This window comes from Glycomyces paridis (genome assembly GCF_004912155.1).
Lineage (GTDB): Bacteria > Actinomycetota > Actinomycetes > Mycobacteriales > Micromonosporaceae > Glycomyces > Glycomyces paridis.
The window spans coordinates 19,356-38,492 of the sequence record NZ_STGX01000021.1; the positions used below are offsets into that span (position 1 = coordinate 19,356).

At 71.5% G+C, this 19,137-nt stretch carries 23 protein-coding genes; 9 read left to right on the top strand and 14 right to left on the bottom strand.

The window, feature by feature from the left end:
* Positions 1-52: 52 nt before the first annotated feature.
* Together E9998_RS22370 and E9998_RS22375 are read right to left on the bottom strand one after the other, a co-directional pair.
* Positions 53-997, bottom strand: a complete 945-nt coding sequence (locus E9998_RS22370) for an aldo/keto reductase (RefSeq protein WP_136531920.1) — start codon at positions 995-997, stop codon at positions 53-55.
* A gap of 223 nt (positions 998-1,220) precedes the next feature.
* Complete coding sequence (locus E9998_RS22375; RefSeq protein ID WP_136531921.1) at positions 1,221-1,709, bottom strand: hypothetical protein; 489 nt, start codon at positions 1,707-1,709, stop codon at positions 1,221-1,223.
* A gap of 219 nt (positions 1,710-1,928) precedes the next feature.
* On the opposite strand from E9998_RS22375, the gene E9998_RS22380 reads away from it, so the two are divergent.
* Positions 1,929-2,555: a hypothetical protein gene (locus tag E9998_RS22380; protein ID WP_136531922.1), complete on the top strand. Its 627-nt coding sequence runs from the start codon at positions 1,929-1,931 to the stop codon at positions 2,553-2,555.
* Positions 2,556-2,587: 32 nt separating this feature from the next.
* Here the strand turns inward: E9998_RS22380 and E9998_RS22385 are convergent, their stop codons facing one another.
* Positions 2,588-4,540 (bottom strand): caspase, EACC1-associated type, encoded by a 1,953-nt coding sequence (locus tag E9998_RS22385; RefSeq protein ID WP_136531923.1) that lies wholly within the window; start codon positions 4,538-4,540, stop codon positions 2,588-2,590.
* A gap of 221 nt (positions 4,541-4,761) precedes the next feature.
* On the bottom strand, positions 4,762-5,436 hold the full coding sequence (locus E9998_RS22390) for a TetR/AcrR family transcriptional regulator C-terminal domain-containing protein (RefSeq protein ID WP_136531924.1): 675 nt from the start codon (positions 5,434-5,436) through the stop codon (positions 4,762-4,764).
* 114 nt (positions 5,437-5,550) lie between these two features.
* Between E9998_RS22390 and E9998_RS22395 the strand changes: the two genes are divergently transcribed.
* On the top strand, positions 5,551-6,276 hold the full coding sequence (locus tag E9998_RS22395; protein WP_136531925.1) for an NAD(P)-dependent oxidoreductase: 726 nt from the start codon (positions 5,551-5,553) through the stop codon (positions 6,274-6,276).
* A 34-nt stretch (positions 6,277-6,310) separates the two neighbouring features.
* Here the strand turns inward: E9998_RS22395 and E9998_RS22400 are convergent, their stop codons facing one another.
* Entirely contained in the window at positions 6,311-6,721 is a 411-nt protein-coding gene (locus tag E9998_RS22400) for an Imm1 family immunity protein (RefSeq protein WP_136531926.1), read from the bottom strand.
* Positions 6,722-6,731: 10 nt separating this feature from the next.
* Positions 6,732-7,466, bottom strand: coding sequence for a DddA-like double-stranded DNA deaminase toxin (locus E9998_RS22405; protein ID WP_136531927.1), 735 nt, complete (start codon positions 7,464-7,466; stop codon positions 6,732-6,734).
* A 153-nt stretch (positions 7,467-7,619) separates the two neighbouring features.
* On the opposite strand from E9998_RS22405, the gene E9998_RS22410 reads away from it, so the two are divergent.
* Positions 7,620-8,261, top strand: a complete 642-nt coding sequence (locus tag E9998_RS22410) for a class I SAM-dependent DNA methyltransferase (RefSeq protein ID WP_136531928.1) — start codon at positions 7,620-7,622, stop codon at positions 8,259-8,261.
* Positions 8,262-8,360: 99 nt separating this feature from the next.
* Positions 8,361-8,519: a hypothetical protein gene (locus tag E9998_RS25750; RefSeq protein WP_192907135.1), complete on the top strand. Its 159-nt coding sequence runs from the start codon at positions 8,361-8,363 to the stop codon at positions 8,517-8,519.
* A 51-nt stretch (positions 8,520-8,570) separates the two neighbouring features.
* On the opposite strand, the gene E9998_RS22415 is transcribed toward E9998_RS25750, so the two are convergent.
* The 3 genes from E9998_RS22415 to E9998_RS22425 form a co-directional block, all read right to left on the bottom strand.
* Positions 8,571-9,011 carry a hypothetical protein gene (locus tag E9998_RS22415; RefSeq protein WP_136531929.1) on the bottom strand — a complete coding sequence of 147 codons (441 nt, stop codon included), beginning with the start codon at positions 9,009-9,011 and terminating at the stop codon, positions 8,571-8,573.
* A gap of 132 nt (positions 9,012-9,143) precedes the next feature.
* Positions 9,144-9,548, bottom strand: coding sequence for a protease inhibitor I42 family protein (locus tag E9998_RS22420; protein WP_136531930.1), 405 nt, complete (start codon positions 9,546-9,548; stop codon positions 9,144-9,146).
* Positions 9,549-9,596: 48 nt separating this feature from the next.
* A complete protein-coding gene (locus E9998_RS22425) occupies positions 9,597-10,223 on the bottom strand; it encodes a DUF4333 domain-containing protein (protein WP_192907136.1) in 627 nt (208 codons plus the stop codon).
* Between the two features lie 500 nt (positions 10,224-10,723).
* On the opposite strand from E9998_RS22425, the gene E9998_RS22430 reads away from it, so the two are divergent.
* The 4 genes from E9998_RS22430 (at position 10,724) to E9998_RS22445 (ending at position 13,974) form a co-directional block, all read left to right on the top strand.
* Positions 10,724-11,455 (top strand): phosphotransferase, encoded by a 732-nt coding sequence (locus E9998_RS22430; protein ID WP_204745602.1) that lies wholly within the window; start codon positions 10,724-10,726, stop codon positions 11,453-11,455.
* Positions 11,456-11,691: 236 nt separating this feature from the next.
* Entirely contained in the window at positions 11,692-12,243 is a 552-nt protein-coding gene (locus E9998_RS22435; protein ID WP_204745603.1) for a GNAT family N-acetyltransferase, read from the top strand.
* Between the two features lie 172 nt (positions 12,244-12,415).
* Positions 12,416-13,303 (top strand): purine-cytosine permease family protein, encoded by an 888-nt coding sequence (locus tag E9998_RS22440; protein ID WP_136531931.1) that lies wholly within the window; start codon positions 12,416-12,418, stop codon positions 13,301-13,303.
* A gap of 113 nt (positions 13,304-13,416) precedes the next feature.
* A complete protein-coding gene (locus tag E9998_RS22445; RefSeq protein WP_136531932.1) occupies positions 13,417-13,974 on the top strand; it encodes an NUDIX domain-containing protein in 558 nt (185 codons plus the stop codon).
* A 23-nt stretch (positions 13,975-13,997) separates the two neighbouring features.
* Here E9998_RS22445 and E9998_RS22450 read toward each other — a convergent pair whose 3' ends face one another.
* Genes E9998_RS22450 through E9998_RS22465 form a run of 4 tightly spaced genes read right to left on the bottom strand, consistent with a single transcriptional unit; the run spans position 13,998 to position 17,013 of the window.
* Positions 13,998-14,306 (bottom strand): hypothetical protein, encoded by a 309-nt coding sequence (locus E9998_RS22450; RefSeq protein WP_136531933.1) that lies wholly within the window; start codon positions 14,304-14,306, stop codon positions 13,998-14,000.
* 54 nt (positions 14,307-14,360) lie between these two features.
* Positions 14,361-15,956, bottom strand: a complete 1,596-nt coding sequence (locus tag E9998_RS22455; protein WP_136531934.1) for an ATP-binding cassette domain-containing protein — start codon at positions 15,954-15,956, stop codon at positions 14,361-14,363.
* Between the two features lie 40 nt (positions 15,957-15,996).
* Complete coding sequence (locus E9998_RS22460; RefSeq protein ID WP_136531935.1) at positions 15,997-16,539, bottom strand: hypothetical protein; 543 nt, start codon at positions 16,537-16,539, stop codon at positions 15,997-15,999.
* A 36-nt stretch (positions 16,540-16,575) separates the two neighbouring features.
* Entirely contained in the window at positions 16,576-17,013 is a 438-nt protein-coding gene (locus tag E9998_RS22465; RefSeq protein ID WP_136531936.1) for a hypothetical protein, read from the bottom strand.
* Positions 17,014-17,103: 90 nt separating this feature from the next.
* Here E9998_RS22465 and E9998_RS22470 point away from each other — a divergent pair, with 90 nt between their 5' ends.
* The gene (locus E9998_RS22470; RefSeq protein WP_136531937.1) at positions 17,104-17,517 is read left to right on the top strand and encodes a MerR family transcriptional regulator; all 414 of its coding nucleotides are present in this window, start codon (positions 17,104-17,106) and stop codon (positions 17,515-17,517) included.
* A 9-nt stretch (positions 17,518-17,526) separates the two neighbouring features.
* Here E9998_RS22470 and E9998_RS22475 read toward each other — a convergent pair whose 3' ends face one another.
* Entirely contained in the window at positions 17,527-18,474 is a 948-nt protein-coding gene (locus E9998_RS22475; RefSeq protein ID WP_136531938.1) for an NADP-dependent oxidoreductase, read from the bottom strand.
* Between the last annotated feature and the right edge of the window lie 663 nt (positions 18,475-19,137).

Sequence of the window (19,137 nt, forward strand, 5' to 3'; positions counted from 1 at the left end):
CACAAGCTAAGGGCCCGCGATCCGGGCGGATCGCGGGCCCCTCGGTGGTCCGTCAGGCGCCGATGAAGTCCGACAGCGCCGTGAGCTCGTCGGCCTCGTCGGCGGTGAGTTCGATGTCGGCCGAGGCCAGGAGCGGGGCGAGCTGGTCGGCCACGCGGGCGCCGGCGATCGGCGCGGCGATGCCGGGCCGGCTGCGGGCCCAGGCCAGCGCGATCGAGGCGGGCGCGACGCCGCGGCCGCGCGCGATCTGGTCGAGCTTCTCCACGATGGCGAGCCCGGAGGGGTTCAGGTGCCGGGAGGCCGAGCCGCCGCGCACGCTCTGCGCGAGGTCGGCCTCGGTGCGGTACTTGCCGGTGAGGAAGCCGCTGGCCAGCACGTGGTAGGGGAACCCGCTGAGGCCTTCGGCGACGGCGATGTCGCGCAGGCCCGGCTCGAAGGAGCCGCGGCTGACGAGACTGTACTTCGGTTGGAGCGCGACGGGACGCGCGGCGCCGGTGCGCTCGGTGATGTCGAGCCATTCGCGCAGCCGCTCGGGGCTGTAGTTCGAGACGCCGATGTGGCGGATCTTGCCTTCGGTGACCAGGTCGTTGAAGGCGCCGACGGTCTCTTCGAGCGGGGTCTCGGCGTCGTCGAAGTGCGCGTAGTACAGGTCGATGGCCTCGACCCCGAGCCGCTTGAGCGAGGCGTCGGCGGCCGCGCGCACGTTCGGGCCCGACAGGCCCTTGAACTCGGGGTGCTGGGAGACCTTCGTGGCGACGAGCACGCCCGCACTGCGGTTCTTGGCGAGCCAGGTGCCGATGACGGTCTCGGACTCCCCGCCGGAGTTGCCCTCGGCCCAGGCCGAGTACGAGTCGGCGGTGTCGACCAGGTTCCCGCCCGCCGCGGCGAACGCGTCGAGCACGGCGTGCGCCTCGTTCTCGGGGGTGTTCCAGCCGAACGTGTTGGTGCCCAAGACGAGCGGATAGATCTCGATGCCTGTTCCGCCGAGCGCTGCCATGTGGTCCTCCGTGTGGTCGAAATCGTCCCGGAACGCCGTACCCACGGTCGTCCGACGGCAATCCTGCCACGCGCCCCCGATCACCGCTCGTATTCGTGAACGATCGTCCCACTTGCGGCCATACGTGCCCACCTGCGAGGACGGCCCGATCCGTCGACCGGCGGGCCGGGCCACCGCCCGGCTCCGATTCCGACTCCGATTCCGACTCCGGCGTCGGTTCCGGTCAGGAGTAGCCGAAGAACCGCTCGTACCAGTCCGGGCGCTCGGCGCGCAACACGCTCGGACCGTCGTAGTCGGTGTTCAGGAGCTCTTCGGGCACGGCCGTGTAGCCCAGGTCGTCCAAGGCGCGCACCACGCGGGCGAAGTCCCCGAGGTCGAGCACGCCTTCGGCGTGTGCGTCCTCGGCGCCGAAGTACGCGGCGGGGTTGTCGGCGGAGACCAGCGCCACGGGCCAGAACGCGCTCACGCTGACCACGAGTCTGGTGCCGCGGGCGGTGGCCGCCGCAGGCACTTGGACGCGGCCGAACTCGCTCGTTTCCACCATGTCGGTCATGGTCTCGCAAGTGGTCGCGAAGTCCGCTTCGAGTCGCGCCGTCAGCAGGCGGTGGCGCGCTTCGGCTGCGGCCAGGTCGAAACCGAGGGGCCGTTCGAAGCGGTCGGGGTCGTCGAGGGCTCGGAGGGTCACGAGCAGCTCGGGGTCGCTGCGGAACACGTCGCTATCGTAGACGCGGCCGTGCGAGCTGAATCGGGGGCGGCCCGCGGCCGTATCCTGGGGCGACCCGACCCCACCCGCCGCCACCGCCGCCGCCACCGTTCCCACTCCCGCCCCGTCCCGCCACCGCCACCGCCACCGCCACCGCCACCGCCACCGCCACCGACGTCAATCCCACTCCCGCCCCGCCCCGCCCCGCCCCGCCCTGAGGAGAATCACGTGCCCCCTCTGCCCTGGCTCATCGAAGGGCCGCGCTCGCAGCGGCTGTTCATCGTCTGCCCTGACGCGCCGGTCGCCCAGCGGGCGGCGCTGGCCGCGCGGCTCGATGACGCGCTCGCGGGGTTCGCGGAGGCGCCCGCGGGCTGGTTCCTGTCCGTCGAGCGGCTGGGCCACTGGCGGCTCGTGATCTGGATGGCGGTCGCGATGGTCGCCATGCCGTTCGCGACCGGAAACGTCGTCAACGGCGTGGCGGCGGGCGCGATCCTCGGGCTCATCGCGGGCGGCGTGTTCACCGGCCTGTCGACGTACGCGGCGAAGGCGCAAGCGCGGCGTCGCGCCGGGCGGGACGCGGAGGCCACGATCGAGGCGCTCAAGCCCTCGGTCCGCCCGATCCCGGGCGGCCTGGAGTGGGGCGAGGCGGTCATCGCCGACGACCCGTCCGCCGAGTACGAGGTCCACGGTCTCCTGTGGAGGATGACCTTCTACGGCACCCCCGAGGGCGAGGAGGCCGCGAACGCGATGTTCCAGCGCTGGAAGCAGGTCGACCCGAAGGCCGCCGCCGAGATGGAGGCCGAAGAGGCCGCCGAGGAGGCGGAGCTGCGCCGCCTGGAGCGCGGCGACTCCTGAGCGGACTCCGGCCGCGCTAAGCCGTCCCCGCCTCAGCGCTCGCGGCGTCCCCGGTCGGGGTCCAGGCGGCCCGCCGCGAGTTCCTTTGCGACCGAGGCGAGTGCGAGGGCGCGGGCGCGGAGGTCGGGGATCGATCGGGCGAGGCGGATGGCGCCTTCGAGGTCGGTGCCGGTCATGCCGCCCGCGATGCTGGCGAGCGCCGTCTGGTACACGGACATGGCCCTGGCGCGCGCGTCCGGGTCGCGGATCTCGGCGACGGTCCCCATATAGGTGCGGTAGAGCTTCCGGGCGCTGTCGGACTGGTAGCGGGCGAACGCCGGGATGACCTCGGCGGCGGCGCGCACCTTCGCCTCGGGGTCGGCGATGCCGTCGACGGCCGCCTGGGCGTCCTTGAACAGGTTGTAGACGCGCGGGTAGACCACTTCGAGCCGCTCCCCGGGCCGGAGCGGGCGGTCGGCCTCGGGCAGGGCCCCGGCGACGCGGGCGAGCGCGGCGGGTTTGAAGGGGCTGGGGTCGCCGTGCTGGGCGACGGTCATGGCCTCGGAGGGGAAGCGCCTGGCGACGATGGCGAGCTGGTCGGCGCCGGCCACGATCGAGGAGAAGTCGAGGAAGATCGCGTCGGCGAGGCCCGCCGCCTGACCGGGCCGGGTGAACGCGATCGCTTGCAGCACTTGAGTCTGGGTGTCGAGCGGCAGGTAGGGGTCGGCGAGGTAGAGCGCTTCGGCCTCCTTGGCGAGCGCGCCGGACTTGTCGAGGTCGACGGCGGCGAAGACGCGGGAGGCGGCGGCGAGGGCTTCGGCGCGGCGGCGGGTCGGCTCGCCGTCGGCGTCGCGGCCGATGCGCACGAGGTGGTCGACCAGGCGCATGGCCCTTTCGCCGTCGTGCGCGAGGAGGACGCCGGCGACGGCCGCCATCGCGACGCTGGAAGGGCGCCCGTGTCCGTCGTGGAAGTGCCGTTCGACGTCGGCCGCGAGCGCTTCGGCCAGGTCGTCGTCATTGCCCGCGAGGGCGGCGGACATGGCGGCCAGGGGCAGCGCGTTGGCGTCGGGGCTGCCGCACCGGGCGAGGCCGTCGCGCACGGTCTGGGTCTGCTCGGGGTCGGCGGCCACGACGAGCGGGGCGACCGGCCCGTAGGCGCCGAGGTCGGAGGCGATCTTGAGGGTCTGGTCGAGCAGGCGGGCGATGTGGGCGGCGCGGGCGCCGTCGCGGTCGTCGGGCTCCTCGGCGGTGTCGACGGCGGGCGGCCGCGCGGGGGCGACGGAGCGGTTGAGGGTGAGCGGGAAGTCCGCGGCGGTGGCGGTGTTGCACTGGTTGGGGAGCGGCAGGCCCTTCTCGCGCAGGCGCGCCTCCAGCAGCGGGTACAGGTCGGCGAAGGTGAGTTCGGTTCTGCCGCTTGGGATGCCCTCGTGCAGGAGGTCCCGGAGGGTGCCGGTGAAGGAGGTGCAGGCGCCGTTGTCCGCGGGGGTGTGCGCGGTCCGGTTCGCCGAGGTCGCGGTGAGGGTGTAGACGCCTTTGACTTCGAGGGGGCCGACCTGGTTGCCCGAGAGCGACTCGATGGCGCGCCCGGCGAAGCAGCAGTCGAGGATCGCGATCTTGACGCGGGCGGGGCTGGCGGTGAAGGCCTCGGCAACGTGCTCCCAAGCGAGGCCGGTGATCCGGGGCTCGTCCGGCCGCGTGCCGCGCACGGTCAGGCACAGCGACCCGTTGTGAGCGATGACGCCGTGGCCGACGTAGTAGAGCAGCAGCACCCCGGTGGTGCGCCTGGCGGTCTCCTTGAACCGCAACGCCAGGTCGATCCACAGGGGAGGGTCCTGGACGGTCTCGACGCGGTTGCGCGGCCAGCGCCCCAGCCCGGGGTCGGTGAGCAGGGCGTCCATGGCCTTGAGGCTGTTGAGGGCGGGCTGGATCGGAGGGAGGTCGACATGGTCGTAGCTGGAGACGCCGACGAGGAACGCCTGGGAGTGCGGCGGGAGCGGGGAGGTCATCGCGGGCCCGCGGTCGGCCGACCGGCGCGGGGGCGCGCGGGTGCGGGGCGGCCTGCGCCGCCGGGTCGTCGGTTGGTCGCTGCCAAGACCGGGCTCCTGGGGTGGTGCGAACGGCCGCCGCCCGACTGGGGCGCTGCGGCGCGGTTCGAGGTCCTCCAGGATATGCCAGCGGGCCAACCGGGTCGGGGCCTCGCGTGCGGGGTTCACGCGGACGGAGGCGGTCAGCGCCAGTCGGTGCGGCGGCGGGCGAGGCCGTCGAGGATGAGGTCGAGGCCGACCTCGAACTCCTCGCCGTAGTCGTAGCCGGGTTTGAGGGCGAGTTCGGTGAACATCTCGGCGAGGTGCGGCAGGTGGGCGTCGGCCATGGACTGCATGATGCCTTCGGCGACGCCTTCGAGGTCGTCGACGGTCTCGAAGGGGAGGCTGCGTTCTTGGAGGGCGAAGCCGTAGACGTAGGCGTCGATGAGGGCGAAGGCGTGGGCGGCGCCGGCGACGGTGAAGCCGCCGCCGCGCAGGCATCCGATGACGGCGTCGTGGTGGCGGAGGGTGGCGGGCCCGGGTTGAGCGCGGGAGTCCATGAGGGCGCTGGCCCAGGGGTGGCGGCGCAGGGCCTCGCGCAGGGAGCGGGCGCGGTCGCGCATGGCGGGGTGCCAGTCGGCGCCGTCGGCGGGGAGTTCGATCTCGGCAAAGACGAGGTCGGTCATGCCGTCGGTGAGGGCTTCCTTGTTGCGGAAGTGGTGGTAGAGGGCCATGGCCTTGACGCCGAGGCGGTCGGCGAGGTTGCGCATGGAGGGGACGCCGGCGCCGGACCGGTCGGCCATGTCGACGGCCGCGCCGAGCACCGCGGCCTTGGTCAGGGGGGTGCGGCGGGGTGTCGGGTCGGGCTCGGTGGTCACGCGGTCCTCCGGATCTGTCGTTCTGGACCTGTGTACCGTACACTGTAAAGAACTACCGTACAGTGTAAAGGTAGCGGCGGCGCTCAGCCGCCCGATCGAGCAGAGGAGCTGGTCATGGAACCGACAGCGAACGAGCGGCCCGGAGCGGGCAGGAGGGTGTGCGTCGTCGGCGCCTCCGGCAAGCTCGGCAGGTACATGGTCGGGCACCTGCTCGACCGCGGCTTCGAGGTCGTGGGCGTCTGCCGCGAGCAGAGCGTCCACAAACTCGACGACTACGCCGACCGGATCACGGTGATCGGCGCCCAGACCGACGACCGCGCCGCCGTCGAACGGGCCGTCGAGGGCTGCGACGCCGTCCTCACCGTGCTCGTGCCCTGGAGCATGGGCCACTACGCCTCCGGCACCGCCCAGGCCGTGCTCGACTACGCGCGCCCCGGCGCGCGCCTGGTCTTCTCCTGCGGCTGGCACATCACCCGCGACGGGAAGGACGTCTACTCCTGGCACCTGCGGCTGCTCGTCGCGACCCTCGCGCGCCTGGCGAAAGTCATCCGCGTGGTCGACCTCAACGACCAGATCGAGGCGTGCCGCCGCATCTTCGCCTCCGACACCAGCTGGACCGTCGTGCGCGGCAGCGACCTCGAAGAGGGCCCCAGCGAGGGCCTGCCGGTGTGGAGCCGCCGCGTCGGCGACCCGGTCCTGGCGAGCAACCGCACCCGCCGCATCGACTACGCGCTCTTCATGGTCGCCGCGATCGACGACGAGGAGCTGGTCCGCGAGGCCCCCGCGATCAACGGCCGCCTCACCGAATCCGCGCTCGCCCACGCCGCCGCGAAGGCCTGACCCCTGCGCCCGGACCGCCTCGGGCGGTCCGGCCTCAGGCCTCCTGCCAGTCCACCGAGGACGGACGCTCGCCGTCCGTCTCCAGGAACTGCGCCACCGCCGACCGCACCGCGTCCACGGTGACCTCCGAATCCCTCGGGTAGGCGCACCCGCTCCCGTAGTAGCAGTACACGACCTCGTCGTAGGTGCTGGTGCGCCCCTTGGAGAACCACCGCCCCTCCCCCGAGAGGAACTGGAGGCTCCCCACTCCCCGTTCGGGATCGAGCCCCACCGACAGCTCCACCACCGGGTCCTCGGACTCGCGCTCGGCTATGTACAGGTTGGCCATGCTGAACTCGTACGGCTGGACCAGGAGGTCGTCGATGATCCCGCCCAGCTCGGCGGCGGTCGCGGCCAGCAGCGGGGTCTCCGCGTGCCCCGGCCGGAAATAGGCTCGGACGCTCACAGCCGCCTCCTCATCGTCTCGTCCCGGTGTAGCGCTTCGACCGCGTCGAACCGTCCCCGCCGGGCCAGTGGACCGTCAGGACCGAACCCGGTTGCAGGTACCGCGCCAGCAGCCCGTCGCAGCCGATGCGACCCTCGCACGGCCCGCCCGGGTTGTTGATGACGATATCGGCGCGTTTCACTCTGTGGTCGCTCATCGCCAGCGCGGCCTTGAGTTCGGCGTGTGATTCCGACCAGAACCCCTGCGGGGATCGAACGGGGCCCGTGTGCTCCCACATGTGTTCGCGTATCCGCGGCGTCGTCGCGTCCTCCCCGCTCGCGAACCGCGTGCGGGTCCCGTCGGGGTAGCGCATCTCGCCGTGCGTGCGCGGCGTCGAGCCCCGCTTACGCTCGAAGACCGGCAGCGAGGCGAGGACGGGGCGGGCGTCGAACGGCGGAGGCGTGTTCCGCGCCGCCAGCAGCGAACCGCCGCCCGAGACACGAGTTAAGGCCTCGCCGACGCCCTGCGCCTGCTGGCGGAGTTCGTCCAGGAGGTCCTTGAGCCGCAACGCCATCGCGGCGGCCTCGGATTCGAGCCGCCCGCCCACGGCCCGCACGCGCGCGGCCGCGGCGTCGGCGTCGAGGCTGTCGATGGCGCTCGCCAGCTCGTCGCCGTTGGACTTCGCGGCGCCGATCGCGGTGATGACCGACTCCGCGGAGGCGGCGGCGCTCCCGACGGCGGCGCTGAACTCGTCGACCGAGGACATGGGCACTCCCTCATGGATGCGGCTCTCCCGAGTATCACGGCGGGGCCAGGTCCGGTCCGTCGGGATGCCGACACTTCCCGGTCTCAACTGCACGATTGACCTGCGATTCTGCGTACAGGAGTGGCAATTGGACCGGGTGTAGGGTCAAGGGTCATGGGTGAACACGAGCACATGAGCGCGACTCGCGACGGCTACGATGCGGCGGCCGAGGAGTACGCCGAACTGTTCCGCCACTCGCTGCGCGACTACCCCTTGGACCGCGCCGCCATCGCGGTCTTCGCCGAGCTGGCCGCCGGACCGCTCCCGGTCCTCGACGCGGGCTGCGGCCCCGGCTACGTCACCGCCCACCTGCGCGACCTGGGCCTGGACGCCCGCGGCGTCGACCTCTCGGCCGAGATGGTCGCTCTGGCGCGGCGCTTCCACGCGGACATGGATTTCCGGATCGGGGACCTCGCGGCGCTCGACGCCGCGGACGCGAGCCTCGGCGGCGTCCTCTCGCGTTCCTCGATCATCCACACCCCGCCCGAGCACCTGCCCGCGGTCTTCACCGAGTTCCACCGGGTCCTCGCCCCCGGCGGCGTGCTCCTGCTGTGCTTCCAGGCGCACGAGGACACTTCCCAGCTGGCCTGGCCCTTCGACCACAAGGTGGCCCTGGCCTACCGCCTCTCGGTCGGCCGCGTCGCCGGTCTCCTGCGCGAGGCCGGCCTCACCGAGGTCGCCCGCCAGATCGCGGCCCCCGAGGAGGACCCGATCCGCGGCTTCCACTACGCGAACCTGTTGTTCCGCAAGTCTTAACGCTGGACTTCGAGCTGGCGGAACCGCCACTGGGACCACCATTCGGCCCGTTCGGGCCGAATGCGACTTCTCGGGCGGGGGACGACGTACGCTCAAGACATGTGGAAAATCCTCGGTATCCTCATCCTCGTCTGGCTGGCGTTCTCGGTCCTGGGCTTCGTGATCAAGGGCCTGCTGTGGCTGGCGGTCATCGGGATCATCCTGTTCCTCGCCACGGCGGTCTACGGCATCTTCAAGGAGCGCTCGGACCGGTCCTGACCGGGCCGCGCGCCGACCCGGTCCCTGCCCGTGCGGCGACCGGGCGCCGGCCTATGCCGAGGCGCCCGCGCCCACGTCGGCGGCCGCCGCCAGGAGCTTGCGCCAGCGCGGGGCGTTGGGGTGGGCGGGGTTCCCCTGCAAGGCCATCGCGACCTTGGCGACGAGGTCGTCGAGCTGCGGGCCGAGGTCCTCGAACTGCGGGGCCGCGATCTCGACGCGCGTCGTGCGGAAGCCTGAAAGGATCTGCCGGGCCTTCTCCGTGACGTTCACGATCGTGTGCGGGAATCCGCCCGCGCGGTTCTGCGCCTCGATGTATCCGTGGTCGGCCAGTCGTTTAGCGGAGAAGGCGATCTCGCGCGCTTCGAGGTCGATCTGGAAGTGCTGGGCCAAGGACTCGGCATTGAACGGCCCTTTGTCGTCGTAAAGAGCTGCGATGCGCTGCAACATGGGCAGATCGACGTCATCCCAAAGGGACGGATTCAATTCGAGCATCCACCAGTTCTACCCCTTGATGACGGTTTCCGCATCATCCGATCAGCCGCGATCCGAGCAGACGCGGCCATGCCGCATGGTCCGCTCGGCCAGCCGACTCGGTAGGCATTCGCGGTGGGCTTCGGGCCGTTGCTATCCGGTGACGGTGACGGCGAGTTCGACCGGTTCGGGCGGCGGGCCGTCGCTCGCGTCGCCCGTGCATTCGGCCAGGGAGGTCCTGAAGCAGTACTGGAACACCAGGGTCGTCTCGCCCGCTTCGAGGGCCTCGAAGTCCCAGGAGAGCTCGCCGCTGCATCCGTCGCAGTCGTCGTCGCCGTCGGTGCGCTTGTCCCCCTCGGCGATCACGCCGGTGTCGGCGCCCGAGACGAGGTACCAGTTGTCGCCGACCGAGGCGTTGACGGTGCCGAGGTCGACGCGGAGTGTCTCGCCGACGGCGACCGTCGCGGTCTCGGCGTCGAGCGCCACGGTCTCGTCGGCGCCCGAGCATCCGGCGAGCACCAGGAGCAGCAGGGCGGGGATCGGGGCGAGGGCGCGCATGGTGGCGACGATAACCGCGCGCCGCCACCGCGCGCCCGTTCGGTCCCGTTACTTGGGAGTGTCGGCGACCTGCACGTCGAAGTTGAACTGCTCGCCGTCGATCTCGGTGACGCTGAGGGTCACCTCGTAGACCTCGCCGCCTTCGGTGAGCTCGCAGTAGGTCGTGCGGCCTTCGTAGATGGTGATGTTGACTTCCCCGCAGTCGATCTCGGGACGGGCGCCGACCTGCTCTTCGAGGGCGTCCTCGGCCGCGTCGGCGAGCGCGGTGGCCTCGATTTCGAGCTGGGCGGCGCTGTCGTCGGCCGCCTCGGAGGTCTCTTCGGCGGCGCTGGTCTCGGCGCCGCCCTTGGGCTCGGAGGCGACCTGGACGGCGATGTCCCACTGGTCGCCGTCGACGCCGGTGAAGGTGACGGTCGTGTCGTACTCGGTACCCGTGTCGGGGTCGGTGAGCACGCAGTCGACTTCCTTGTCCTGCTTGGCGATGATCGAGTCGTCGCCGCAGTCGACCTCCGGGCGCGAGCCGAGTTCGCCTTCGAGCGCGTCCGCGGCGGCCTCGGCGAGCTTCTCACCCGAGACGGTCGGGCCGACCTCGGCGGTGCACGCGGCCAGCCCGAGCGCGGCGAAGGCCAGGGGAACGATGGTCAGGGGGACGATTGCCGACTTGTGATTGGGCACGAGTTTGCCTCTCGTTCGATGGGAATTACCTGCGATGGGTGTTGCCTGCTTGAGCACGGCGCGAACGCCTTGCGAGCGTGGGGCGGCGCGTGATGGTCCAGGGTGGCGCGGGGTGGCGCGGGGTGGCAGCCGAGTGCGGCGGTGCCGGGAAGCGCCCACCCGTCTCGGTGCCCCGCCGGGGGCCGCTTGCATGGTGCCGCTCGCATGGTCCTGCACGATACACGGGTGCCGCAACGAGAGGCCTGCGCGCGAAAGTCCGGTATGGCGTGCGCCGAGATGCGCTTCCGACTCCACACGCCGAGCATCGGTCGATAGCCTGGACTCATGCCCCGCTCCCCGCTCCCCGCTCCCCGCTCCCCCCTCCCCGCCCCCCCCCCCCCGCCCCCCCCCCCCCCCCCCCCCCCGCCCCCCCCCCCCCGCCCCCCGCCCCCCGCCCCCCGCTCCCCGCTCCCCGCTCCCCGCTCCCCGCTCCCCGCTCCCCGACAACCTACGATCGTGCGGTGCAGCAGGAAGAGCAACCCTTGTCGGGCGGCAACATGGACCCGGTCACCAAACTCGGCGATACAGTCCGCCGCGTCAGCGGCCCCTGGACCGAGGCCGTGCACGACCTGCTCGACCTCTACGCGTCCGCCGCGATCCCCGAAACACCCCGCGCGATGGGCCTCGACACGCACAACCGCGAGATACTCACCTTCATCGAAGGCGAGACCCTCGACGCCGCCCCGCCCGAGACCCGCTGGGCCCCCTCGACACTCCGCGCCGCCGCCGCCCTCCTCCGCCGGCTCCACGACGCGAGCGCGCCACTCGCGCAAACCCCACGCGTCTGGCGGACCGCAACCCACGAACCCGCCGAGGTCGTCTGCCACAACGACTTCGCGCCTTACAACCTCATCGTGCGCGATGGCCGCCTCGTCGGCGTGATCGACTTCGACATGGCCTCCCCCGGATCACGCCTCTGGGACCTCGCCTACCTCGCCTACCGCCTGACCCCGTACGCCGAAGACGCAGCCGGCTTCGACCCCGACCGCTTCGGCTCCCGGGAACACCGCCTCCGCGAACTCATCGCCGCCTACGGAGCCGACTTCACTCCCCCCGAGGTCCGCGCAGCCGCCGCCCTACGCCTCGACGACCTCGCCGCCTTCACCGACCAACGCGCCGCCGACACCGGCCGCCACGACTTCACCCGCCACGCCGCCATGTACCGCCGCGACGCCACCCGCCTCCGAGCCTGACCACACCCCCGGGCCCGCCCGAATCGATCACGACCCGCCCTCCTCCACCGAACCTGAGGCGCTGAACGCCGAACCCGTGATGCCCTGGGTCGCTCGCGAAAGCCACGGCCCTGGGCGGGAGCCGATCGCCGCAGGAATCTGTCGCCCGGCCCGGACCGACTGAGGTCCCGCTCGCCTCGGGGCCGGACTCCCACTGCGACAGCCGGACCTGTCATTCCAGGCTCTAAGGTGTCCGGGTGGATCTGACCCGGAGCACTCCCCTGCACCTGCGCCCTTGGCGGACCGGCGACTTCGGTGCGGTCCTTGAGGCTCTCGCCTCGCCGGACATGGACCGCCAGTTTCCCTCGGGTGAGACCGCGGAGGCGCGCGCGGAGCAATGGCTCGGATGGGCGACCGGCCTGATCGCTCGACCGGCGGGGTTCGCGTTCGCGGTCTGCGCCGATGATGATGAGCCGCTTGCGAACTTGGCGGCCACCGCCATCGATCGGCACGACGTCGGTTGGGTGTCCTACTGGACCACCTGCCGGGCCCGCGGGCTCGGGATCGCCGCAGACGCGCTCGCGGCGCTCGTGCCGTGGCTCCACGACGAGGCGGGCGTCTGGCGCCTGGAGCTGGGCCACCGGCTCAACAACCCTGCGTCCGGGCGGATCGCCGAGCGCGCGGGGTTCCTCCGCGAGGGCGTCGAGCGCGCCAAGCTCAAGTACGAGGGACGGCGCTACGACACCGCCCGCTGGGCCCGACTCGCCGACGACCCGCGCCCAAAGGCGCGCCGAACCGTCGAGTTGTAACGGTCTGCCATCCGCCACGACAGCATCCGCCGCTGCTTTGGTTGCTGCCCAACGCCTCTAAACATCGATTCCGATATATATTGCTATCGCCCTCTGAACCATCGCGAGCACCGCCGGATCGCCGGCCCCCTCGACCAGTCCACCGCGCGCACCGGCGTTCTAGATTGGCTGCATGAGCGAAGGACAGGAGCGGCACGGGCAGTGGTGGGAGTCCGGCCCGGTGTTCTCGACCACCGATCGCGGCTCGAAGATCACGACGATCGCGCCGGGCAAGCGGGCCGGCCGGTTCACGACCGGACTGACCATAGGAACGGTGTTCACTGCGCTCGTGTGGACGGGGCTGGCGTTCCTGGGCTATCCGAGGATCTTCAGGGCGGTCCACACCGCACCGGCGATCGAGGAGATGGCGGCGACCTGGTGGTGGCTCGTCCTGGCCGTGCTGGCGGTGCTGTTCATGCTGCTGGCGAACCTGGGGCTCTACGGGGCGGTCGAGGAGCGCTTCGGGCAGCAGTCGGCCGGGTTCACGGTGTGCGTCGCAGCCGCGGGATTCGGATGCTTCGTGGGCGGGGCGCTCCATCTACGGCTGCTCGCTTCCGCGATCGCGGCAATGCCGCCCTCCACACCGAGCTGGGACCGGCCGGACGGCGTGGTCCTGTTGCTGTTCACCGGGAGTGGCCTGTTCGGATTCCTCGGGGCGGGGCTCGCCGCGCCGTTCGTCCTCCTCAGAGCAAGCCGTCGGCAGCGGACGATCCTGCGCCTGCGCGAGTCCGCGCACAGATACCCCGGCCAGGTGGTCGCGACGGACTTCCGGAAGCAGTGGATCGCGGGCCGGCCGCAGTTCAAGGTCGTGATCGAGTACGAGACGCCGCACCTGCGCGGCAGATTCGACACGGCGATGGCCACGCAGTCGGACCGGGTGCCGCTCCCGGGCTTCCCGGTCCTGGTCTCGGTCGGAGACGCGAGTGAGACCCTGGTCGAACCCGACCCGGACCGCCCGGGCGCCTTCGACCCCGACAACAGCCGGTACCAGCAGTCGTCAGGAGGAGGCGGAGGGGCCTGACCGAACGGCCGTGCAGCGCCCACCGCGGTTCACGGGCGCACCGGTTCTTCCGGCGCGCGACGCGGTCCCGATTCGATCGACCCTCGCGGAGAGTGCAGGGATAGGATGTCGGGATGTCTGCTTCGGAGCCTCCCCGTCCCCGGACCCCGTCGGACCCTTCCGCGCAGGCCCCGGCGGACGCAGCGCCGACCGGACCCGGCACCGCTCCCCCGCGGCACCCCCGCTTCGACCGCATCGCCGTCACCGGCACCGCCGCCTGCGCGCTCATCACCGATCCCGGAGGCCGGGTCCTCCTGGTCAAGCCCGTTTCGCGCGACGAGTGGGGCTTCGTCGGCGGGTGGGTCGACCGGGGCGAGACGCCGCACGAGGGCTGCGCCCGGGAGATCAAGGAAGAGATCGGCCTCGACCTGCAGGTGGGCGCCCTCCTCGTGCTCGACTGGATCCCCGGGGGCCGGGTCGTGGCCGACCCGCTCACGTTCTACGTCTTCGACGGCGGCGTCGTGGAGCACCCCGACTCAATCCACCTGCGCGAGAACGAGATCGAGGACTTCGGGTTCTTCCCGCCCGACCGGGCCCGGGAGCGCTCCGGCGAGTTCAACCGCGAACGGGTGGGTCTGGCCCTGGAGGCGCGCCGGACCGGCCGGACCGTCTACCAGCCCCATCGGCGCTGATCCGCAGCGCCCCGATCGGCGCGCTACCGCCCGGTGAGGCGGCAGCGGCTCGCCAGCCAAATGGTGAGGTCCCTGGCGATCGCGTTCCGATCGGTACCGGTCTCCAGCTCGTGGACGCCTAGCTCGGCGTGTGCGCGCTCGACCGCGAACACATTATCGTCCATAAGAGACACCGTTGCGTGCCAGGCAGGTTGCGAGCCGGGCGGCGCAATCGTCAGGAACCTGTTGTCGATCGGGTTCAGGTCCTCCAACAGCATGTAGAGGGCGTCCTCGGACGGGTCGTCGATATGGTCGCCGTCCTCGGTGTCGACACGGTAGTAATCCGCGGCCATCACGGCCCTCCTCCCAGGTGAAGAGGTCAAGACTCCCACACGCCCGCGGCCGGATCAGCGCACGTCCCAGACCGGTTCGGCCGACTCGACCACTTCCCCGTCGTTCTGGAAGACCACGTACCGGTCGAAGCCGCGCGCGAACCAGCGGTCGTGCGTGACCGCGATGACCGTGCCCTCGAACGACCGCAGGCCCTGTTCGAGCGCCTCGGCACTCTCCAAGTCGAGGTTGTCGGTCGGCTCGTCCAACAGCAGGCAGGTCGCACCGGAGAGTTCGAGCAGCAGCACCATGAACCGCGCCTGCTGCCCGCCCGAGAGCGTCTTGAACTCCTGCTCCGCCTGGCCCATCAACTCATACCGGTTGAGCGCGTTCATGGCCCGCGATCGGTCGAGCGACGGGCGGTCCTCGTCGCCGTCCCACAAAATCGCCAGCAGGGTGCAGGCGTCGAACTCGGGATGCTCGTGCGTCTGCGAGAAGTGGCCCGGCAGTACCCGCGCCCCGAGTCGCGCGATGCCGCTGTGCCGCACCGGGTCCAACGATCGCCCGGGGAGGCCGCTCTCGGGGTCGGAGCCGCCGCGGGCGAGCAGGCGCAGGAAGTGGCTCTTGCCGGTCCCGTTAGCGCCCAGGACGGCGACGCGGTCGCCGTACCAGACCTCCAGGTCGAACGGGAACGTCAGGTCCTCCAGCTCGAGCTGCTCGCACACCACCGCTCGCCGGCCGGTGCGCCCGCCGCCGAGGTTCATGCGGATGTTCTGGCCCACATGGGGAACGGGCGGCGGCCCGGCCTCCTCGAACTTCCGGAGCCGGGCCTTCGCCGCGGGGATGCGAGTGGCCATCTCGGCGAGCTTCTCGTGCTCCTCGTCCCAGCGTTTGCGCAGCTCCGCAAGGCGCTCATGGCGTGCGAGGCGCGCTTCGTGCCAGGACTCGAAGCCGCCGCCGTGCGTCCAGGTCGTGCCCGATTCCAGGGTCACAATGGACTCGGCGGCGTTCGCGAGGACCTCGCGGTCATGCGAGACGAACAGGATCGTCTTGGGCGACTCGCGGATCGCCCGCTCGAGGTCGCGCTTGGCCGGGACGTCGAGGAAGTTGTCCGGCTCGTCGAGCACCAGCACCTCGTCGCGGCCCCGCAGCAGCAGTTCGAGGGCGAAGCGCTTCTGCTCCCCGCCCGACAACGTCCTGAGAGGACGGTCCTTCGACTCCTCCCAGGGGAGGCCGAGGATCGCGACCGAGACGGTGTCGCACAGGACGTCGAACTCGTACCCGCCCAGCTCACCCCAGTCGGCCAGCGCCTGGGCGTACGCGAGCTGGGTGGCGTCGCGGTCGTCCAGGCGGGTCTCGGCGGCGCTCGTGCGCTCGGCCGCGGCCCGCAACTGGGGCGAGGCGAGCGCCAGCGCGAGGGCCCGGAGCGGAAGCCGCCCCTCCCTCATGCCGACGAGCTGGCGCATGACGCCGAGGCCGCCGCCGTGCGAGACGCTGCCGGTGGCGGGTTCGAGGACGCCGGTGAGAATGTTGAGCAGGGTGGTCTTGCCTGCGCCGTTGGCGCCGATGAGGGCGACTTTGGCGCCTTCGCCGACGCGGAAGGAGACGTCGGCGAAGAGCGTGGTCCCATCCGTGAGGACATGGCCGACTCCGGAGAGATCCACAAAACCCATGCGGCGAGTCTGGTGGGCGCGGTCCCAGGCGTCAACGGGATTACGGCGAGGAGGGCGTGCCGATGTCTTGGGTGCCGTTGCCGCCCTTAGCCTCAGGCTCGGAATCGGAGTCCGGCCCGCGCTCCGGCTCGGCATTGTCCCCGCGTTCGGATTCGGCTTCGGGACCGGTCTTCTTGTCGGTCCCGGCCGCACGGCGTCGGCTCCACCACCTGATCCAGACCGCGAAGGCGATCATGGCGGCGCCGAGGAACAGCATGGCGCGAGGCTGGTCGTCGGACGTGGAGGCACGGCCCGTGATGGGGCCGTAGAGGATCTCGACCTCGTCGCCGATCTCGTAGTCGCCTTCGATCCTGGTCGCGACGGTGTCGCCGTCGTCTTCGGTGAACTCGACGTCCGCGTAGGGTTCCTGACCGCAGAAGTTCCCGACGCAGCGCAGCGAGGTCCCGTAGCCTGTGACCTGAGCTTCGTGGCGGTCGCCGACCGCCAGCAGGTCGATCCCCCACAGCAGCACGAAACCCGCGACCCCCAACCAGGCCGCGGCGATCGCGCCGAAGAGCACCTTGCCGATCAGAGGCAGCCACATGTCCGCACTCCTCTCGACCGACGGGCGGACCCCACGTTAGCAGCGGGCGGCAACCCTGCCGCGGCGCCGAAGCCACGGCACGAGCTGCACCGCGCCCCAGCACGCTTCGACGATGAGGAAGGGCCACAACAGTTCCGGCCCGCCGTGGGCCAGCGCGTACGCCATCCAGGTGGTGAAGAGGACGCGGGCGGCACCGTCGTAGAGGCCGTGGACACGTTCGGTGCGCAGCAGTCGCAGGAGGGACCAGACCACGACGACCGAGCCCATCAGGTTCGCGTAGAGCACCTGGGCCACCTCCATCTCAGGGAAGGCGCCGAGGCCGAGCGCGTCGCCCGCGTTGAGGGCGGCGTGCACGAGCGCGTAGGTCCACGGCGTGGCGAACCCGGCGGTGACGGCGAGGTCGTACCAGGCCGAGGCGCGGACCAGGCGGAGGTACGGTTCGCGTTGCGCGGCGGTCGGTTCGGGGTTGGACACTGGGTTGCTCCGTTCGTCGCGGCGGGCGGGAACGGCTACCGTAAACCGTGGAGTGCGCTCCAAGTTCAAGTCGAGAGGGCGGATGCTGCGGTGCGGATCGGCGAGTTGTCGGAGCGATCGGGTCTGAGCAGGGACGCGATCAGGTTCTACGAGCGGATCGGGCTGGTCGGTTCGCACCGCTCGCCTAACGGGTACCGCGACTTCCCGGAGTCGGCGCTGCCGTGGCTCCACTATGTGCGGACGGCGCAGCGGCTCGGGTTCTCACTTGCGGAGATCGCCGATCACGCTGCGGACCTTCGTGACTCAGACGACGCGGCGGCGGCGCTTTCGGCGTTGTTCGCCGAGAAGGTCGCGATCGTGGACGCCCGCATGGCCGAACTCGCGGCGCTCAGGTCCGAGTTGGTCGAGCGTGCGGGCACCGGGTGCCCGCTCAGGCCCGATGCGCCGGGCACCGCGAGGGCAGTGGCGGACTCGCCGCCGAAGCCGGTGCTGCCGCTGCGGTGAGCGTTCCGGTCAGGGGGCGACGGTGAGCACGGTCTTGCCGCGCGCCTTGCCTTCTTTCAAGCGGCCCAAGGCGAGTGCGGCGTCTTCGAGCGGGACCTTGTAGTCGATGCGGACCCGCAGGCTGCCCCGCTCGACCGACTCGGCGAGCGAGGCGAGCGTCGCGGGGTTGGCGTTCGCGTACAGGTTGGCGCCGCGCAGGCCGTGGACGGCGAGGAGTTCGGCGTCGACGGCGCCGTTGGAGGAGACGATGACGCCGTTGGGCCGCAGCAGCGAAGCGATCGCCTCGATCCGCTCAGGCCCGGAGATGAGGTCCACAATGGCGTCGATGCCGCCGGGGTGGGCTACCCGGACCTGGTCGGCGGTGTCGCCCTCGGTGAAGTCGACGGTCTCGGCCGCGCCGAGTTCACGCAGGTAAGCGGCGGTGCCCGGGTCGGTGGTCGCGATGACCCGGACGCCCTGAGCGGCCGCGATCTGCACGGCGGCCTGCCCGACGCCGCCCGACGCGCCGTTGACGAGGAGTGTCTGACCGGGCCCGGTGCCGGTGCCCTCCACGAAGTCGTGAGCGGCCGAACCGGCGGTCGGCAGTGCCGCGGCGAGGTCGAAGGGGATGGCGTCGGGGAGCCGGGCGAGCTTGGCGGCCTTCGTGACGGCGAACTCGGCGTAGGAGCCGCGGCCGTGCTGCACGTCCATGAACTGGCCGAAGACCCGATCGCCGGGCTCGAAACGCTCGACCCCGTCGCCGACGAGCTCCACCGTCCCCGCCGCATCAGAGCCCAGGATCAGCGGGAACGCGTGCCCGACCGAGCCGCGCATGGCGCCCTCCACGACCTTCCAGTCGAACGGATTGACCCCCGCGGCGGCCACCCGCACCAGAACCTCCCCGGGACCGGGCTCGGGGACGTCCAGCTCGACGAGCTCGGGCTCGGTGTCGAAAGCGGTGGCGACGACTGCACGCATCGGTGTCCCTTCGGTTGTGGCCCTTACCGTCGCTCTCGCTGCCCGGCAGGACCGGCCGGTCCCCAGCCGAATCTACACCCGCAGATGCGGGGCCGAGGCCGATCGGACACGGGCGCACGGGCGGTCCGGAAACGGGCGCACGCATGAACCGGCCGTTGCCGCCCAGCCCGCTCCTCGGGCTGCCGACTGCGATCACATCTCGGTGAGGACGAGGAGGCCTCACCGCCGATCCGCCGAACGCTCGGCCCGGGGCCGAATGCCGTTTGGCGACATAACCCGACACCGACGCACTTCCGAGCGGACGACCTTCAGCGCTGCACTCCTCACCTGACCCCGGCCCAGGGCCGCGGCCACCCGGCCGCAAGACCGGACGCCATCACCACCTCGGGCCACCAACCACGGCCTCGGCACGCAGCGCCCGACCCCGACCCCGACCCCGACCCCGACCCCGACCCCGCGAGCGTAGGGCGCGAAGCCGCAACACTGGGCACCGCGACTCCATCGAACAGTCAATCCCGCTCCCAGCGCGCAGCGACCGACTTGCCCGAGGCCGAAGGACGCGAGGCTTGCACCCCACCAGACGGTTCATCCCGACTCCGGCTCTCGGCGCCCAAGCCTCGCGTTGTCCCGAAGGCCGCACGACCAGTTGCCACCCCCGAGCCG

What these genes read in the sequence shown, in the direction of transcription:
- E9998_RS22395 (WP_136531925.1), top strand. Translation starts at nt 5,551, where the DNA reads ATGGAACCGACAGCGAACGAGCGGCCCGGAGCGGGCAGGAGGGTGTGC.
- E9998_RS22385 (WP_136531923.1), bottom strand. Translation starts at nt 4,540, where the DNA reads ATGACCTCCCCGCTCCCGCCGCACTCCCAGGCGTTCCTCGTCGGCGTC.
- E9998_RS25750 (WP_192907135.1), top strand. Translation starts at nt 8,361, where the DNA reads ATGTGGAAAATCCTCGGTATCCTCATCCTCGTCTGGCTGGCGTTCTCG.
- E9998_RS22405 (WP_136531927.1), bottom strand. Translation starts at nt 7,466, where the DNA reads ATGTCCTCGGTCGACGAGTTCAGCGCCGCCGTCGGGAGCGCCGCCGCC.
- E9998_RS22440 (WP_136531931.1), top strand. Translation starts at nt 12,416, where the DNA reads ATGAGCGAAGGACAGGAGCGGCACGGGCAGTGGTGGGAGTCCGGCCCG.
- E9998_RS22415 (WP_136531929.1), bottom strand. Translation starts at nt 9,011, where the DNA reads ATGCTCGAATTGAATCCGTCCCTTTGGGATGACGTCGATCTGCCCATG.
- E9998_RS22410 (WP_136531928.1), top strand. Translation starts at nt 7,620, where the DNA reads ATGGGTGAACACGAGCACATGAGCGCGACTCGCGACGGCTACGATGCG.
- E9998_RS22445 (WP_136531932.1), top strand. Translation starts at nt 13,417, where the DNA reads ATGTCTGCTTCGGAGCCTCCCCGTCCCCGGACCCCGTCGGACCCTTCC.
- E9998_RS22450 (WP_136531933.1), bottom strand. Translation starts at nt 14,306, where the DNA reads ATGGCCGCGGATTACTACCGTGTCGACACCGAGGACGGCGACCATATC.
- E9998_RS22460 (WP_136531935.1), bottom strand. Translation starts at nt 16,539, where the DNA reads ATGTGGCTGCCTCTGATCGGCAAGGTGCTCTTCGGCGCGATCGCCGCG.
- E9998_RS22420 (WP_136531930.1), bottom strand. Translation starts at nt 9,548, where the DNA reads ATGCGCGCCCTCGCCCCGATCCCCGCCCTGCTGCTCCTGGTGCTCGCC.
- E9998_RS22455 (WP_136531934.1), bottom strand. Translation starts at nt 15,956, where the DNA reads ATGGGTTTTGTGGATCTCTCCGGAGTCGGCCATGTCCTCACGGATGGG.
- E9998_RS22370 (WP_136531920.1), bottom strand. Translation starts at nt 997, where the DNA reads ATGGCAGCGCTCGGCGGAACAGGCATCGAGATCTATCCGCTCGTCTTG.
- E9998_RS22475 (WP_136531938.1), bottom strand. Translation starts at nt 18,474, where the DNA reads ATGCGTGCAGTCGTCGCCACCGCTTTCGACACCGAGCCCGAGCTCGTC.